We start from the raw sequence: 14567 nt of genomic DNA, 5'->3' as shown, positions 1-14567 counted from the left end.
GCACCTTCTCCCGCGTGCGGGAGAAGGACGAGGCGGCGAGCCAGGCAAGCGGCGGTGGTATGCGGCGACAGGAGCGAAAGCTGGCCATCGGTACCGTTCCGACGGTGGTAGCGCTGCAGGACAGCCAACGCACCGTGCCGGCGCGCGGTGCTCCCTCAAAGCGTCTCGTCCTTGAAGATCGCCACATGCGGGGTGCCGTCGGCGCCGATCCAACCGCGGTACATGCCTTCGGTATTGAACGGAAACGCTACGTTGCCCTGCGCGTCCAGCGCAATGGCGCCGCCGTCGCCACCGGCGGCGGGGATCTGCTGATCGATCACCGTCTCGGCCGCCTGTTGCAACGACTGGCCGGCGTATTTCATGCGTGCGCAGATGTCGTAGGCGGCCACGGCGCGGATGTAGAACTCGCCCCAGCCGGTACCCGACACCGCGCATTGGCTGTTGGCATAGGTGCCGGCGCCGATGATGGGCGCATCGCCCACGCGGCCATAGCGTTTGTTGGTCATCCCGCCGGTGGAGGTGCCGGCGGCCAGATGGCCGTCGCGATCCAGCGCCAGCGCGCCGACGGTGCCGAAGTGCTTGGCCGTTTCCAGATCCAGCGCGGCCTGGGCCTGGCGGTCGCCGGCTTCGGCCTTGAGCGCTTTTTGCAGTTGCTGCCAGCGCTTGTCGGTGCGGAAGTAGCTCGGGTCCACCAGGGTGATGCCCTCCTCGCGCGCGAACTGTTCGGCGCCCTCGCCGACCAGCATCACGTGCCTGGAGCGGTCCATGACGCTGCGCGCCAGCTGGATCGGATTCTTGACCGTGTGCACGCCGGCGATCGCACCGGCCTTGCCGCTGGCCCCGTCCATAATCGCCGCATCCAGTTCGTTCTTGCCGTCGTGGGTGAACACCGCACCGCGACCGGCATTGAACTGCGGCGCATCCTCCAGCACGGTGATGGTGGCGGCCACCGCATCCACCGCGCTGCCGCCACCATTCAACACCGCATGCCCGGCGCGCAGCGCGTGCTGCATTGCCTCACGGGCCTGGGTTTGTTCGTCGGGTGAGAGGCTGGATTTCTCTACGCCCGCGCCGCCGTGGATGACCAGCATCGGCGTGGCTGCGAGCGTCGGGCCGGTACACAGCAGCAAGGACAGCAATAACGCGCGGGTGGACGAAGCGATCATGGTGTTTCCTCAAACCTTCATGGCAGTGAATGGCGACACTGGCACTGCGCAAGGTGCCATGAGCAAGCCAGTCTCGTCTCATGCACGCTTCCCTGCCCTATCGAATACGCCCTGGGTAAGGCAGCAACACGAAACGCTGTCGGCTTGAATGAAGCATTAGCTGCGTTACTCATAACCGCGCCCAGCCCATAGAAATAGAGCAAACGCGTGCCAAGGATTGCTTGGCTTGGGTCCAGGCAGCTCGCCGAAAGATGAGCTGGTCGCCCACGCGGACGCTGCCTCCAGAAAGTCGGCAATTGACTGATTAGCCCATTCTCCCCGAAACCCATCGACAGTCACTGCAAGAGAATCTGCCGAACGACGATCGGCCGCCAGGAGCTCAGCAAAGCGCACGAACGATGCCTCATCCCGCACGGATTCCAGAACTTCGAACAATCTGTCCCCCATTACGCGTTTGAACCCTCGGCCTTTTGTCTGGGTAGGTAGCGCCATTGAGTCACGAAGGAAGAAGCGGCCTCATACAAGAGCCCTCACTTGTCCGCTGCTCTTATGTCTGGTCCAGCACCTCTGGGCAAGGCACACCGGCACATGCACACCACGCTAGCTACAACGTATCGCGATGCTTGCCGCGCCACGGCCGGTACCAGGTGCGAATCGCGGCGATGTCGGCGGCCATGTCGTTGCCGGTCCAGAACGGCTCGCCGATGCCCACGGTCTTGCTGGGGTAATCGAAGTACACCGGCAGGATCGGCACCTTGGCATCGGAGGCGATCTTCCAGAAACCGGCCTTCCAGTGTTCCACGCGCTTGCGCGTGCCTTCGGGGGTGATCACGTACCACATCTGTTCGGAATTGCGGATCAGCCGCACCGCCTGGCCGATGGTGCCCTGCGGCGAGCTGCGGTCCAGCGGGATGCCGCCGAGCTTGCGCAGCAGCGGGCCAAGCGGCCACCAGAACAGCTGCGCCTTGCCCAGCACGCGCACCTCGAAGCCGAGCGCGAACTTGGCGGCAAAGCCCAGGAAGCCGTCCCAGTTGGACGAGTGCGGCGCCACGATCATCACCAGCTTGGGCTCGTCGGGCAGCCGCCCGAGCAGGCGCCAGCCGGTCAGGCGCAGGGCGGTACGGCCCAGCCAGCGGCCGAAACGGCCGTGCGCACGCGGCATTCTGGGCGGGGATGGCTGCAGCAGGATGTTGGCCTGTGTTACCGGTGGCAACGACGGGTCGGGTTGACTCACGCTTACTCCCAGTGGGACGCAGAGCGTCCACGCTTGATCTGACTGCGCTCACGCTTGGCATCCAGCCGCCGCAGCTTGGCACCGTGACTCGGTTTGGTGGCGACCCGGCGCTTGGGCACCGACAGGCACGCGCTGATGATCTCGGCCAGCCGCTCGCGCGCATCGTCGCGGTTGCGGTCCTGGGTGCGGAAGCGCTGCGCATCGATCACCAGCACGCCCTCGGCGGTCATGCGGCGGTCGCGCCGTGACAGCAGCCGCGCCCGCAACGGCTCGGGCAGCGAGGGCGACCCGGCCACGTCGAACCGCAGCTCCACCGCAGTGGACACCTTGTTGACGTTCTGCCCGCCCGCTCCGCTGGCGCGCACGAAGCGTTCGACGAGTTCGCTGGGCGGAATCGTCAGGCTGGGGGTGATCTGGATCGGGTCGCTGGCCATTGCGCCGATTGTATCGGCAGCAGCGTGGACGCGCGCGCGAACGCCGGCTTCCCGTATGCTGCCGCCGGTTCCCCGCTTGCAGGATGCTCCGATGACACCTTCCTTTTCGCTTGCTGCCGCACGCGGCCTTGCCCGCCGGCTGCTGCTGCTCGGCCTCCTGGCCGTGGCGGCCCCTGCCGCGCTGGCACAGGCGCCCAGCGATGCCGACGTCAACCGTCTGCTGGCCGCCTCGCGCGCGCAGACCATGCTGGACACCATGCTGCCGCAGATCGAAGCGATGCAGCAGCAGCAGTTCGCTCAACTCACCGCGCAGCGCCAGCTCAGCGGCGACCAGCAGGCGCAGCTGCAACGCATCCAGGAGCGCACCCGCCAGACCGTGCGCAAAGCCCTGTCGTGGTCGGAGCTGCGCCCGATGTATGTGGACATCTACAAGCGCTCGTTCTCGCGCGAGGACGTGCTGGCGATGGCCGAGTTCTACGAGAGCTCGGCCGGCCAGAGCCTGCTCGACAAGACCCCGGCCCTGACCCAGAACCTGATGGGCGCCATCCAGCAGAAGATGCTGCCGCTGTTTGCCGATCTGCAGAAGGATCTGGAGAAGATCGTCAACGAGCCGGTGCCGGCGAAGAGGCCCTGAGGGGCGGGCATTCGGGAGTGGGGATTGGGGATTCGTAAGAGCCCAGCTCTCGCCCCCTCTCCGTGCGGGGCGAGAAGGCAGCGTGCGCGTGCCTTGGAGCGCCCGCGCTGCTAGCGCGGCCCGGGGCGCGCAGCGGGGGTTGGGGTGAGGGTACGGGGCGAAGCCCTAGCGTTGTTCAACTGCGCGAGGCTTCGCCCGTACCCTCATCCGCCCCTGCGGGGCACCTTCTCCCGGTGGGAGAAGGAAGCATTTGCTCACACGAGTGAGACGCTGCCGCGAGAAACAACATGGTACGCATGCAAAGTCCCTCTCCCTGCGGGAGAGGGGTTGGGGTGAGGGCACGGCTCCCCGGACGCGTTGCCGGTCGCCACTGCGGCATCGACAGACCGCTGGGCACCCCCGCATCACTGTGCGAGTGGCATCGCCTGCATTTGCGCCACGTCCCAGCCGAACAACGCACACGCCTTGGTGAATTCCGCATCCAGCGGCGCGGTGATGCTGATGCGCCTGCCGTCGGCCGGATGCGGAAATTCAAGCCGTTCGGCGTGCAGCAACATGCGGTGGATGCCGAGCATGCGGAAGCTGCGGTTGTGCCGACCATCGCCATGGCTGGTGTCGCCGATCATGTGATGCGACAGGTGCTTCATGTGCCGGCGGATCTGCCGGAACCGGCCGGTCTGCGGCTGGCAGCGCAACAACGCATAGCGTGAGGTGGTGAAACCGGTGGACGGGATCTCCAGCTCGCCGGTGGCCAGACGCTGGAAATGCGTCACCGCCGGCTTCTTGACCGGTTTGCCGGGGCCGCCATCCAGATCGTGATCGACGATGAAGCGCTCCTCGGCCGGCCAGCCGCGGCAGACGGTCAGATAAGTTTTATCCACCTCGCCCGCCATCAGGGCCTTGCCCAGCGCACTGGCGCTGTCGCGGTCGAATGCCAGCAGCAGGCAGCCGCTGGTGGCGCGATCGAGCCGGTGCACCAGAAAGATCGGCTTGCCCAACTGCTCGCGCAGGCGGTCGGCCAGGAAGTCGTCCTCCCCACGCGCCAGCTTGCTGTCGTGGACCATCAGGCCCGCGGGTTTGTCGACGACGGCCAGGACAGGGTCCTGGTAGAGAATCTGCAGATGCTTGGGGGATGTGCTCACCGGCGGATTATCCGCGCCGTGGCCGCGGCATGCCATCGCAGTGCCACGCCGCGCCGCCATTGACCGCATCCGGCACCGGTGGAGCGTGTGGCGCGCGCCAGTCGCGCACCTCCAGGCGTGAGGCCTAGCAGGCCAGCGGTGTGTGCTCAGGCCGCGCCGCACACCGCCAGCAATTCGCCGTTTCCCACCGGCACCACGCTGCAGGTGATCGCCGGATCGGCAGCCAGCAGCGCGGTGAACGGCGCCAGTTCGTCGGCATGCGACAGCGCATTGTCGACCACCAGCAGGCCACCATGGCGCAGCACGCGGCGCAGTGCCGGCCACCAGCGCACATACGCGTCGCGCGCCGAATCCAGGAAGACCAGATCGACGCTGGCGCTGGCTGCCTGCGTCAGCCACGCGCCGCCGTCGCCGTGCACCACATCCACCGACGCCGCCAAGCCACTGCGTGCGAGCGTGGCCTGCGCCAGGGCCACCTTGTCGGCGGCAAGCTCCACGGTGGTGACATGCCCACCGATCGCCGCAGCCGCCTCGGCCAGCCACACCGTCGAATAGCCGTTGGAGGTACCGATTTCGAGAACGCGGCGCGCGCCGGTGGCACGCACCAGCACGGCCAGCAAGGCACCGGTGTCCGGAGTGATGTTGAGCATGCGCCGGTCGCGCGCGGACTCGCGCGCGTCGTTGGCGCTGCCAAAGCGCGCCAGCTCGTCCTTCAATGCCTGCAGATCGCTCGCCACGCCCTTACTCCTTGCCCGCTGCCGATGTGGCGGCAAGACCGCCGCACACCTGGCACACCACCACCGCACCGCCGACGGATGAGCGCCCTGGCGCAGCCTCTTGCCTAACGGCGCAGCCACGCCACCAGCAGGGCGGCCGAGCCGGCGCCGCCGCTGATCCAGCTCCACACCGGCACCGTGCCCAGGTACCAGCCATCCGGGTGCAGGCCGTACAGCACCGCGGCGACCACCAGCAGCCCGCTGCCGGTGATGGCGGTGACCACGCGGGTCTGCAGCTTGCGCAGGCTCGCATCCAGCGCGCGCAGCTCGGCCGAGCGGATCTCCAGTTGATGCCGCCCTTCCACCTGCTGCTTCAACCAGCTATGTACCAGGCGCGGCATGTCCGGTGCGTGCGTCATGATTTCCGGCAGGCGCTTGCTCAACTCACCCAGCACCCGGCGCGGGCTGTAGCGCTCGCGCAGGATGCGCTCCAGCACCGGCCGCGCCACTGCCCAGATGTCCAGCTTGGGATCGAGTTGCCGGCCCACGCCTTCGATATTGAGCAGCGTCTTTTGCAGCAGGATCAATTGCGGCTGCAGGGTCAGCTCGTAGCGCTGCGCCACGCGGAACAGTTTGATCAGCACCTGCGCCAGCGAGATTTCCGACAACGGCCGGGTGAAATACGGCTCGCACACCGAGCGCGCGGCCGCTTCCAGTTCGTCGATGCGCACGTTCGACGGCATCCAGCCCGCCTCCACATGCAACTCGGCCATGCGGCGGTAATCCTTGTGGAAGATCGCCATGAAGTTCTCGGCCAGGTAGTACTGATCTTCCTGCGAGAGCTGGCCCATGATGCCGAAATCCAGCGCGATGAAGCGTGGGTTGAGGCGGCGCTCCGGGTCCGAATCGACCCAGATGTTGCCGGCGTGCGCATCGGCGTGGAAGAAGTTGTCGCGGAACACCTGCGTGTAGAACACGCGCACGCCCTTGGCCGCGAGCGCCTTGCGGTCGATGCCGGCGGCATCGAGCTTGACGATGTCATCGGAGGGAATGCCGTACACGCGCTCCAGCGTGAGCGCGCGTTCGGCGGTATGCGACCAGATCACTTCCGGCACGTACAGATCGTCCGAGCCTTCCCAGAACCGGCGCAGCACGCTGGCATTGGCGCCTTCGCGCTGCAGGTCGAGTTCGGCCGACAAGGTGCCCTCGATCTCGGCCACCACCTCGCGCGGACGGATCTTGTCGGCGCGCGGGTGGGTGCGTTCGACCAGCGTAGCCAGCGAATGCAGCAGCGCGATGTCGGCATCGATCTGGCGCTCGATGTCCGGGCGCAGCACCTTTACCACCACGGCGCGGCGCACGCCATTGGCATCCGGCGGCAAGGTGGCCGCATGCACCTGCGCGATCGAGGCCGAGGCCAGCGGCACGGTGTCGAAGGAGGCGAACGCCACACTGACCGGCAGGCCGAGCGCGCCTTCCACGATCAGGCGTGCGGCCTCGCCATCGAACGGTTTGACCCGGTCCTGCAGCAGGGTGAGTTCTTCGGCCACGTCGGCCGGAATCAGATCGCGCCGGGTGGAGAGAATCTGCCCGAACTTGACGAAGATCGGCCCCAGTTCCTGCAACGCCAGGCGCAGCCGCGCGCCACGCGATTGCGCGGCGATTTCGGCGCTGGCACGCGGCACGAAGGGCTTTGCCAGGCGCAGCCAGCGCTCGGCCGGGGTGCCTTCCAGCAAGGCGTCCAGGCGGTAGCGCAGGATCACCCGGCCGATGCGGCTTGCCCGCAGGATCGCCTTCATACCGCGCCTCCGTTCGTGCGCAGGCGGCTCACGCGTGCGGCCAGCCGTTCCACATCGTCGCGCAGCTCGTCCACGTCGTCGTGGAAGGCTTCGAGCTCGGCACGTGGCACTACATCGCGCGATTCTTCAGTGACGAATTCGGCCGCGCTCTGCGCCAGATCCACTGCACTGCGCCGTGCCTGCTGAAGCGCTGCACGCACCGCACCGGCAATCTGCACGCCCAGGATGTCGCCGAACACCGCCACGAACGGTAACTGCCAATCCGGGTCGAAGCGGCCGGCCAGCTGCTGCAGCTGACGCGCCAGTTCGGCATCGCCTGAGACCTTGAGCCGGCCGGCCGGCGGGCCGCTGCGCCGTGCCTTGGCCAGCAGCGGCAGTTGCCCGAGCAAGCCGGCCAGGCTGCTGCGCACCGCCAGATCCGGCTCCTGCGCCGGGTCGACCGGGCCGACCAGCAACCGGCGCTCGTGCACGCGGATCTGCAGGGCCAACGCGGGCGCGTCCAGGGTCAGCGCAATGCGCTGGCCTTCCAGCGGCAACAGGGCGTCGCGGGTATCCGGGTCCAGCGCCAGCGCGCGATTGAGCGCGGCCTGCAGGGCCTGGCCGGCGAGCGGCTTGAGGGAATTGAAGAGTGATCCGGGCATGGCCGCATTCTACCGTCCCTGCATGTCGCAGCTGGCTGACGATGATGGGACGCTGCACACCTAAGGCTGCCGCGGCGTCCATGGCATGCGCTTGCTTGGCGGTGGAGCGATCGATGCAGCGGTCGCTGCCTGGAGGGCCTGGCCTGCCGGCGCTGTGCGGCGGCGCGTGGGTAGGCTGCACTCGCTGCGCTGGGCGGGCGGCCCATTGCGACCATCGCGCCCTGCGGTGAGCAGTGCGGCGTCCGTGCGGATTTGCCGGCCGCACGCGATCTGCCGACTTCCTTCGGCCGGCCGGTCACGGGCATGCTGGCGCCCTTCTCGAACAGTTGGCAGGAGCAGGCAATGCGCAAGATCCGGGTCGGTCTCATCTTCGGCGGCAAATCGGCCGAGCACGAGGTCTCGCTGCAGTCGGCGCGCAACGTCCTGGAGGCGCTGGACCCGCAGCGCTTCGAGCCGGTGCTGATCGGCATCGACAAGCAGGGCCAATGGCATCTGAGCGCGCAGGACGGCTTTCTGCGCGATGCAGACGATCCGAGCCGGATCGCCTTGCACCGCAGCGGTCACGCAGTGGCGGTGCTGCCCGGCGCCGAGCAGGCGCAGCTGCGCCCGGTGGAGTCGGAGCAGGCGCTGGCGCAGATCGATGTGGTGTTTCCGATCGTGCACGGCACCCTGGGCGAAGACGGCTCGCTGCAGGGATTGTTGCGCATGGCCAACCTGCCCTTCGTCGGCTCCGGCGTGCTGGGCTCGGCGCTGGCAATGGACAAGGACATGGCCAAGCGCGTGCTGCGCGATGCCGGCCTGGAGGTGGCGCCGTTCGTGTGCTTCAACCGCCACACAGCCGCGCACGCCGATGTGGATGCGCTGATCGCGCGGTTCGGGCTGCCGTTGTTCGTCAAACCGGCCAACCAGGGTTCTTCGGTCGGCGTCAGCCGGGTGCGCAGCGCAGCGGACTTCGCCGACGCGCTTGCCCTGGCGTTGGCATACGACCACAAGGTGCTGGTGGAAGCGGCCATTGCCGGACGCGAAATCGAATGCGCCGTGCTCGGCAATGCCACCCCGCAAGCCAGTGTCTGCGGCGAGGTGGTGGTGCACGACGCGTTCTATTCGTACCAGACCAAATACATCAGCGCCCATGGCGCCGACATCGTGATCCCCGCCACGATCGACGCACGGACGCAACAGCACATCCAGCAGGTCGCCGTGCAGGCCTATCAGGCACTGGACTGTGCCGGCATGGCACGGGTGGATGTCTTTCTGGACGCGGACGGGCGCATCGTGATCAACGAGGTCAACACGCTGCCCGGATTCACCCGCATCAGCATGTATCCCAAACTCTGGCAGGCAAGTGGACTGGACTACACAAGCCTGATCACGCAATTGATCGACCTGGCATTGCAGCGGCATGCCGACGACCAGTTGCTGCGCAGCGCGCTACCCACGCACCCATGACCGCCGCTCCCCTGCGCGCGATACAACCGTGCGACGCACCGGCCTTGCTTGCGCTCAACAATGCACATGCCACCGAGTTGTCGTTGCTCGATGCCGACGGGCTGACTGCGCTATTGCGCAGAGCCTGGCATGCGCGCGTCGTTGCGCCGGCCGATGGCCTGTTGATTGCGCTGGATCAGGATGCCGCCTATGCCAACGCCAACTTCGCGTGGCTGGCCGAGCGCTTTGCGCGCTTCGTTTATGTCGACCGCATCGTGATCGCCGCACATGCGCGGCGGCGCGGCCTTGCCATGCAGCTGTATGGCGACCTCATCCGCAGGGCGCGCGCCGCAGCGCACCTGCGAGTGGTGTGCGAGGTGAATATCGAGCCGCCCAATCCGGCCTCGCTGGCACTGCATGAGCAGCTGGGGTTCGTGTCGATCGGCGAGACGGTACTGGCCAGCGGCAAACAGGTGCGCTACCTGGAAAAGCGGCTGTAATGCAGCGCACTGCATCGCGCAACCCAAAACGCACATGGCCCGCCTCCTTGCGGAAGCGGGCCATGTGAGCGCCGATCGGCAGCGCCGCTGCCGTGACGTATCGCGTTTAGGCGTTATACCTTGCCGCGACGGAACATCGAGATCACTGCCAGGATCAGGAACACCACGAACAGGATCCAGGCGATGTTGGTCGCCGCACCGGCGATACCACTGAAGCCCAGGACGGCAGCGATGATGGCGATGACGAAGAAGATGATGGCGTAATGCAGCATGGCAATGGTTCCAAAAGTTGTCGTGCCGAATCGGCGCAGACGTATCTTGTGGATGTGCCGGTCTTTATCGGGTGACGGCGATGTCGTTGGAAGATGAGGATCGCAGCCGATTGAGCCCTTCTTCGATGCTGATGCGCGGCACATAGCCGAAATCGCGGCGCGCCGGTTCCATGCTGTACCAGTGCGGCGTGCACAGCTGCTCCACCAGAAAGCGCGTCAACGGCACCTCGCCTGGCAGACGCAACAGCGGCCACAGCGTTTCACACACCGCGCCGATCCGGTACGCGGTCTTGAACGACAGCGAGCGCGTCACTGCCGGTGCACCGACCGCCGCCAGCAGGCGATTGAGCAACTCGCGCATCGGCAAGGGTTCGCCATTGGAAATGAAGTACGCCTTGCCTGCGCAGGCAGCGCCTGCTGCAAGGTGGTCGAACGCATCGAAATGCGCCTGTGCAGCGTTGTCGATGTACGTGCTGTCCACCAGGTTGCTGCCATCGCCGACCATGCGCAGGCGGCCGGCGCGTGCGCGCGCTGCCAGGCGCGGCAGCAAGTGATTGTCGCCCGGCCCCCAGATCAGCCGCGGACGCAAGGCGACGGTTGCCAGTTGCGCATCGTTGGCCGCCAGCACCGCACGCTCGGCAATCGCCTTGGTCGCCGCATATGCGGCACGCAGGTCTTCGCCATACGGCACTTCGTCGGCGCCGAGCCCTTCCACCGGATTGGTGGCGCGATGGGTCACGCTGGGTGTGGAGGTGTAGATCAGACGCGGTACGCCGTTGGCGCGACAGGCATCGAGCACGTTCTGCGTGCCCACCACGTTGGCCTGGTGATAGCTGTCGTAGCTCCCCCACGCGCCGGCCTTGGCGGCGTTATGGAACACCGCATCGATGCCGGCGAAGGCATGCCGCACCGCCTGCGGGTCGGCCAGGTCGCCGCGGATCTGGCCCACGCCCAGCGTCTGCAGCACGGGGTAATCGCCGCGCTGGAAGCTCACCACTTCGTGCCCACGCGCACGCAACCCGCGGCACAAGGCCTGACCGAGAAAACCGCCACCACCGGTCACCAGAATCCGCACGCACCACCTCCATTGCAAGAACGTAAAGAAGAACGACTACCCGCGCGCGTGGCGCTACACGCCGACGCAGCGGTGTCACGCAGCAGCCGATGACGCACGCTGCTGCGCCGCCCAGACTGCCAACGTTTCGCGGCCGATCTTGGCGTTGTGGCGGATGTCCACCGGAAAGCCGGAATGGCGCAGGAAACGCGCGATGCCCGCAGTATGCGGGTGCGCCGCGCCCAGCGCGCGCAAATCGGTTTGCACCTGCGCAAATGCCGACGCCGGTACGCCCGGCTGCAATTCCACGCACAACACGGGCTGTTGTTGCCCGGGTGTGCCCACACCGACCAACGCGGTCCGCCGCACCTGCGGATGTACGTTGAAGACCGGCTCCACCTGTTCGGTGTACAGCGGGCCGGTGGCCGTTTCCACGCGGTGGGTCTTGCGCCCGCAGAACCACAAGCGGCCGTCGGCATCGAAATAGCCGACATCGCCCATGCGGTGCACGATGCGCTCGCTGCCATCACGGCGGCGCTCGCGGATCTTGGCGATGCGTGTGGCCGCATCGCGATTGAAATAGGTGTCGGTGGTGGTGGGGCCGGCGACAGTGATTTCGCCGACCTCGCCCGTGGCCAGCACGCGCGCACCACTCCACTCGGCAATGGCCGCATCGTCGATGGCGATGATGCGCACCTCGTTGGGTGCGACCACCTGGCCCACGCAGGTGCCGGCGCCGGCCTCGGTGGCCGCGCGTGTGGCATCCAGCGTACGTCCTTCGATCGCGGCCACCGGCAGGCATTCGGTGGCGCCGTACGGGGTCCAGAACTGCGCATCGGCTGGTAGCAGCGCACGGATCCTGGCCACCACATCCGGCGGCACCGGTGCACCGGCCGAGGTGGCCAGGCGTACGTTGGGCAGCGGCTGGCCATAGTCGGCCAACACGCGCATCAGCGCAGGCGAGCCGAACAACTGGGTGACACCGAAGCGCGCAATGGCATCGTGCAACTTGCGCGGATCGGCGGTGGCCGGGCGCGTCGGGTCCATGTCCGGAATCACCGAGGTCAGCCCCAGGGCCGGGTCGAACAGGGCGAACGGCGGAAACGTCGGCAGATCCACACCGCCGGGCTGCATGCCGAACGCATTGCGCAGCAATTCGATCTGCCCGACAAAATGCCGGTGCCGGTACACCACGCCCTTGGGCACGCCGGTCGAGCCGCTGGTGAACAGGATCGCGGCCACATCGTCCGGCGCAGTGTCGGCCAGCTGACTTCCGGCGCCGGCGCCATCGCGCTCCACGCGCGCCAATGTCACCCCACCCCAACCGTAACGGCCGCCGACGCTGACGATCCGTTCCGCTGAGCGCGCCCACCGCAACAGACGGCGCGCCAGCTGCGCAAGCGGAATGCCGATAAATGCCTGCGGCTGCGCTTCGTCCAGGCATTGCTTGAGCGCACGCTTGTCGATGCCCGGATCCACCAGCACCGGCACCGCGCCGGCCTTGAACAACGCAAACATCAGCAGGAAGAACTCCGGCGACGGCCGCACCATCACTACCGCACGCACGCCACGGCCGATGCCATGCAAGGCCAGGCCAGCGGCGATCGCATCGCTGCGCGTGTCCAGCTCGGCATAGCTCAAGGTCACATCGTAGGCGGCAAATCCGTTGGCGGCACGGCGGCCCGGGCAACGGATGGCGATCTGGTCGGGGCGCGCGAGCGCCAGCTGCGGCAAGGTAGCGGCGATATTGCAAAGAGTCGTCATCGCCGCATTATCACCCATGCGCCGACGGTGCCGGCCGCTTGATCGCGCACGTCGCTACGCTGGGGCGTGCCCACAGCGCGGCTGCGCCTGCCAAGGTGACTGCGCGTCACCTGGGCGCAGCGTTCGCGCGAGCCGCTCCGCGTTGCGCACACACGTGCCAGTTCGAACTACGCAGATGAACCGCTAACCCGCGCGCGGCCGTGCCACTTGTATCGCGGCGTGGTTCGGTCAGAATGCCGCGCTCCCCACGCGATTTCGCCGCGCCAGGCCCGGCTTCCATGGCACACCCCTGCCTTACCTGCGGCGCCTGCTGCGCCTTTTTCCGCGTCAGTTTCCACTGGAGCGAAGCCGATCCCGCGTTGGGCGGCAGGGTGCCGATCGAACTGACCGACGCATTGCGCACGCACGAGCGGGTGATGCGCGGCACCTCGCAATCGCAACCACGCTGCATCGCCCTGGACGCCGACATCGGCCGGTACAGCCGTTGCAGCATCCACGACCGGCGCCCGTCGTCCTGCGCCGCCGTTCCGGCCTCGCTGGAATTCGGGCAGCGCAGTGCGCAGTGCGATAAATCGCGCCTGGCGCATGGCCTGCATGCGTTGACCGAGGCCGACTGGGCTGGCGTGGACGATGCACAACGCAACCCGTTGCCGACGCTGTAACGCGCAGCACGCACGCAGTGCATCCCTGAAGACGGCCGACGCATCGCCTGCACCACCGGTCCGCTGCATCGCCTCGCATTTGCTTGGTACCGCTCGCAGCTATCGAGCACGTGCGATCCAATGCCGGCGGCAAGGCGTTACAACGGATTGCGCTCCAGAAACGCGCGGATCGCCGGTACCAGCACCTCGTGCTTGTCTTCCAGCACGTAGTGGTTGGCATCCTCGAATGCAGTCACCTCGGCATTCGGCAACGCCTTGCGAAAGCCAGCCAGGAAATGCTTGTCGAAGCAGATGTCGCGCAAGCCCCAGGCGATGAAGGCCGGGCGATCGGCGAACGAGGGCAACGCCTGCGCCGAGCGCTCCAGCAACGACCAGCCCTTGTCGGCGGGCGACAGCGGGATGTCCTGCATGAAGCGGATGGTGGAGATGCGGTTGCGCCAGTTGTTGTACGGCGCGACATAGGCACGCCGCACGGCGGCCGGCATGCGGCGCGACACCCCAAACCAGGATGCGCCGGACGAAAACGCATTGAAGGTGCGGATGAACCATTCGCCCGGCCGCCAATGGCGCCCCATCGCAATCTGCCAGGGCATCGGCTTTTCCGGCGGCAACGGGAACGCTGCGGTGTTGGTGATCACCAGCCGTTTGACCTGCGCGTGGTGCGACAGCGCCCAGCCGAAGCCGATCATGCCGCCCCAATCGTGCACCGCCAACGTGACCGGACCGGTGATGCCCAGATGCCGCAACAGCGTGTCCAGATCGTCCACGCGCGATTGCAGCGTGTACGCGTAACGCGGCTGCGCGTCGGGCGCATCATCGGGCTTGTCGGACAGCCCCATGCCGATGTGGTCGGGCACGATGCAGCGGTAGCGATCGGACAAGCCACTCACCAGGTTGCGCCAGAGATAACTCCACGACGGGTTGCCGTGCAGCATGATCACGACCTCGCCATCGCGCGGACCTTCGTCCAGGTACGACATCGCAATGCCGGGACGCACCTCAAGGCGCTTGGGAGTGAAGGGATAGCCTGGGTAGTTCATTCCGAAGGGATCCGGTGTGTTTCGAGAAGCGCGAAAGGGGCAGGCGTACGCCTGGGCGATGCAGAACAGACTCCAGCAGTG

15 protein-coding genes are annotated in these 14567 nt (G+C 66.9%); 4 read left to right on the top strand and 11 right to left on the bottom strand.

Going from position 1 to position 14567, the window contains the following annotated elements; all coding sequences use genetic code 11:
• Positions 1 to 155: 155 nt before the first annotated feature.
• The 3 genes from ACCQ10_RS01210 to arfB all read right to left on the bottom strand — a co-directional run bounded on the left by ACCQ10_RS01210 (position 156) and on the right by arfB (position 2834).
• Positions 156 to 1166, bottom strand: a complete 1011-nt coding sequence (locus ACCQ10_RS01210; RefSeq protein ID WP_372361936.1) for an isoaspartyl peptidase/L-asparaginase family protein — start codon at positions 1164 to 1166, stop codon at positions 156 to 158.
• A 604-nt stretch (positions 1167 to 1770) separates the two neighbouring features.
• Positions 1771 to 2400, bottom strand: coding sequence for a lysophosphatidylcholine acyltransferase (locus ACCQ10_RS01205; protein WP_039406796.1), 630 nt, complete (start codon positions 2398 to 2400; stop codon positions 1771 to 1773).
• Positions 2401 to 2402: 2 nt separating this feature from the next.
• Positions 2403 to 2834, bottom strand: coding sequence for an alternative ribosome rescue aminoacyl-tRNA hydrolase ArfB (arfB, locus tag ACCQ10_RS01200; RefSeq protein WP_047694425.1), 432 nt, complete (start codon positions 2832 to 2834; stop codon positions 2403 to 2405).
• Positions 2835 to 2889: 55 nt separating this feature from the next.
• Between arfB and ACCQ10_RS01195 the strand changes: the two genes are divergently transcribed.
• The gene (locus tag ACCQ10_RS01195) at positions 2890 to 3468 is read left to right on the top strand and encodes a DUF2059 domain-containing protein (protein WP_372361935.1); all 579 of its coding nucleotides are present in this window, start codon (positions 2890 to 2892) and stop codon (positions 3466 to 3468) included.
• 404 nt (positions 3469 to 3872) lie between these two features.
• Here the strand turns inward: ACCQ10_RS01195 and ACCQ10_RS01190 are convergent, their stop codons facing one another.
• From ACCQ10_RS01190 to ACCQ10_RS01175, 4 genes are all read right to left on the bottom strand, one after another.
• Positions 3873 to 4670: a pseudouridine synthase gene (locus ACCQ10_RS01190; protein WP_372361934.1), complete on the bottom strand. Its 798-nt coding sequence runs from the start codon at positions 4668 to 4670 to the stop codon at positions 3873 to 3875.
• A gap of 86 nt (positions 4671 to 4756) precedes the next feature.
• Positions 4757 to 5347, bottom strand: a complete 591-nt coding sequence (locus ACCQ10_RS01185) for an O-methyltransferase (RefSeq protein WP_228313289.1) — start codon at positions 5345 to 5347, stop codon at positions 4757 to 4759.
• A gap of 104 nt (positions 5348 to 5451) precedes the next feature.
• On the bottom strand, positions 5452 to 7125 hold the full coding sequence (gene ubiB, locus ACCQ10_RS01180; protein WP_372361933.1) for a ubiquinone biosynthesis regulatory protein kinase UbiB: 1674 nt from the start codon (positions 7123 to 7125) through the stop codon (positions 5452 to 5454).
• Positions 7122 to 7766, bottom strand: coding sequence for a ubiquinone biosynthesis accessory factor UbiJ (locus ACCQ10_RS01175; protein WP_372361932.1), 645 nt, complete (start codon positions 7764 to 7766; stop codon positions 7122 to 7124). The genes ubiB and ACCQ10_RS01175 overlap by 4 nt, the downstream gene beginning before the upstream one ends.
• A gap of 342 nt (positions 7767 to 8108) precedes the next feature.
• Between ACCQ10_RS01175 and ddlA the strand changes: the two genes are divergently transcribed.
• Together ddlA and ACCQ10_RS01165 are read left to right on the top strand one after the other, a co-directional pair.
• Positions 8109 to 9215: a D-alanine--D-alanine ligase gene (gene ddlA / locus ACCQ10_RS01170; RefSeq protein WP_372361931.1), complete on the top strand. Its 1107-nt coding sequence runs from the start codon at positions 8109 to 8111 to the stop codon at positions 9213 to 9215.
• Positions 9212 to 9694, top strand: a complete 483-nt coding sequence (locus ACCQ10_RS01165; RefSeq protein ID WP_372361930.1) for a GNAT family N-acetyltransferase — start codon at positions 9212 to 9214, stop codon at positions 9692 to 9694. The genes ddlA and ACCQ10_RS01165 overlap by 4 nt, the downstream gene beginning before the upstream one ends.
• Positions 9695 to 9807: 113 nt before the next feature.
• Here ACCQ10_RS01165 and ACCQ10_RS01160 read toward each other — a convergent pair whose 3' ends face one another.
• From ACCQ10_RS01160 to oleC, 3 genes are all read right to left on the bottom strand, one after another.
• Complete coding sequence (locus ACCQ10_RS01160; protein WP_003468167.1) at positions 9808 to 9966, bottom strand: DUF1328 domain-containing protein; 159 nt, start codon at positions 9964 to 9966, stop codon at positions 9808 to 9810.
• A 64-nt stretch (positions 9967 to 10030) separates the two neighbouring features.
• The gene (oleD, locus tag ACCQ10_RS01155; protein ID WP_372361929.1) at positions 10031 to 11041 is read right to left on the bottom strand and encodes a 2-alkyl-3-oxoalkanoate reductase; all 1011 of its coding nucleotides are present in this window, start codon (positions 11039 to 11041) and stop codon (positions 10031 to 10033) included.
• 75 nt (positions 11042 to 11116) lie between these two features.
• On the bottom strand, positions 11117 to 12784 hold the full coding sequence (oleC, locus tag ACCQ10_RS01150; protein WP_372361928.1) for an olefin beta-lactone synthetase: 1668 nt from the start codon (positions 12782 to 12784) through the stop codon (positions 11117 to 11119).
• A 278-nt stretch (positions 12785 to 13062) separates the two neighbouring features.
• Between oleC and ACCQ10_RS01145 the strand changes: the two genes are divergently transcribed.
• Positions 13063 to 13446 (top strand): YkgJ family cysteine cluster protein, encoded by a 384-nt coding sequence (locus ACCQ10_RS01145; RefSeq protein WP_039406853.1) that lies wholly within the window; start codon positions 13063 to 13065, stop codon positions 13444 to 13446.
• 137 nt (positions 13447 to 13583) lie between these two features.
• Here the strand turns inward: ACCQ10_RS01145 and ACCQ10_RS01140 are convergent, their stop codons facing one another.
• Positions 13584 to 14486 carry an alpha/beta fold hydrolase gene (locus tag ACCQ10_RS01140; RefSeq protein ID WP_228334313.1) on the bottom strand — a complete coding sequence of 301 codons (903 nt, stop codon included), beginning with the start codon at positions 14484 to 14486 and terminating at the stop codon, positions 13584 to 13586.
• Positions 14487 to 14567: the final 81 nt, after the last annotated feature.

The organism is Xanthomonas sp. NCPPB 1325, assembly GCF_041477645.2.
GTDB lineage: Bacteria > Pseudomonadota > Gammaproteobacteria > Xanthomonadales > Xanthomonadaceae > Xanthomonas > Xanthomonas cannabis.
This window is presented reverse-complemented; position numbering and strand designations above follow the sequence as displayed.

Excerpts from the sequence above, each read along its gene's own strand:
- ACCQ10_RS01210 (WP_372361936.1), bottom strand. The coding sequence starts at position 1,166 with ATGATCGCTTCGTCCACCCGCGCGTTATTGCTGTCCTTGCTGCTGTGT.
- arfB (WP_047694425.1), bottom strand. The coding sequence starts at position 2,834 with ATGGCCAGCGACCCGATCCAGATCACCCCCAGCCTGACGATTCCGCCC.
- ACCQ10_RS01195 (WP_372361935.1), top strand. The coding sequence starts at position 2,890 with ATGCTGCCGCCGGTTCCCCGCTTGCAGGATGCTCCGATGACACCTTCC.
- ACCQ10_RS01190 (WP_372361934.1), bottom strand. The coding sequence starts at position 4,670 with ATGGCGGCGCGGCGTGGCACTGCGATGGCATGCCGCGGCCACGGCGCG.
- ubiB (WP_372361933.1), bottom strand. The coding sequence starts at position 7,125 with ATGAAGGCGATCCTGCGGGCAAGCCGCATCGGCCGGGTGATCCTGCGC.
- ACCQ10_RS01175 (WP_372361932.1), bottom strand. The coding sequence starts at position 7,766 with ATGCCCGGATCACTCTTCAATTCCCTCAAGCCGCTCGCCGGCCAGGCC.
- ddlA (WP_372361931.1), top strand. The coding sequence starts at position 8,109 with ATGCGCAAGATCCGGGTCGGTCTCATCTTCGGCGGCAAATCGGCCGAG.
- ACCQ10_RS01165 (WP_372361930.1), top strand. The coding sequence starts at position 9,212 with ATGACCGCCGCTCCCCTGCGCGCGATACAACCGTGCGACGCACCGGCC.
- ACCQ10_RS01160 (WP_003468167.1), bottom strand. The coding sequence starts at position 9,966 with ATGCTGCATTACGCCATCATCTTCTTCGTCATCGCCATCATCGCTGCC.
- oleC (WP_372361928.1), bottom strand. The coding sequence starts at position 12,784 with ATGACGACTCTTTGCAATATCGCCGCTACCTTGCCGCAGCTGGCGCTC.
- ACCQ10_RS01145 (WP_039406853.1), top strand. The coding sequence starts at position 13,063 with ATGGCACACCCCTGCCTTACCTGCGGCGCCTGCTGCGCCTTTTTCCGC.
- ACCQ10_RS01140 (WP_228334313.1), bottom strand. The coding sequence starts at position 14,486 with ATGAACTACCCAGGCTATCCCTTCACTCCCAAGCGCCTTGAGGTGCGT.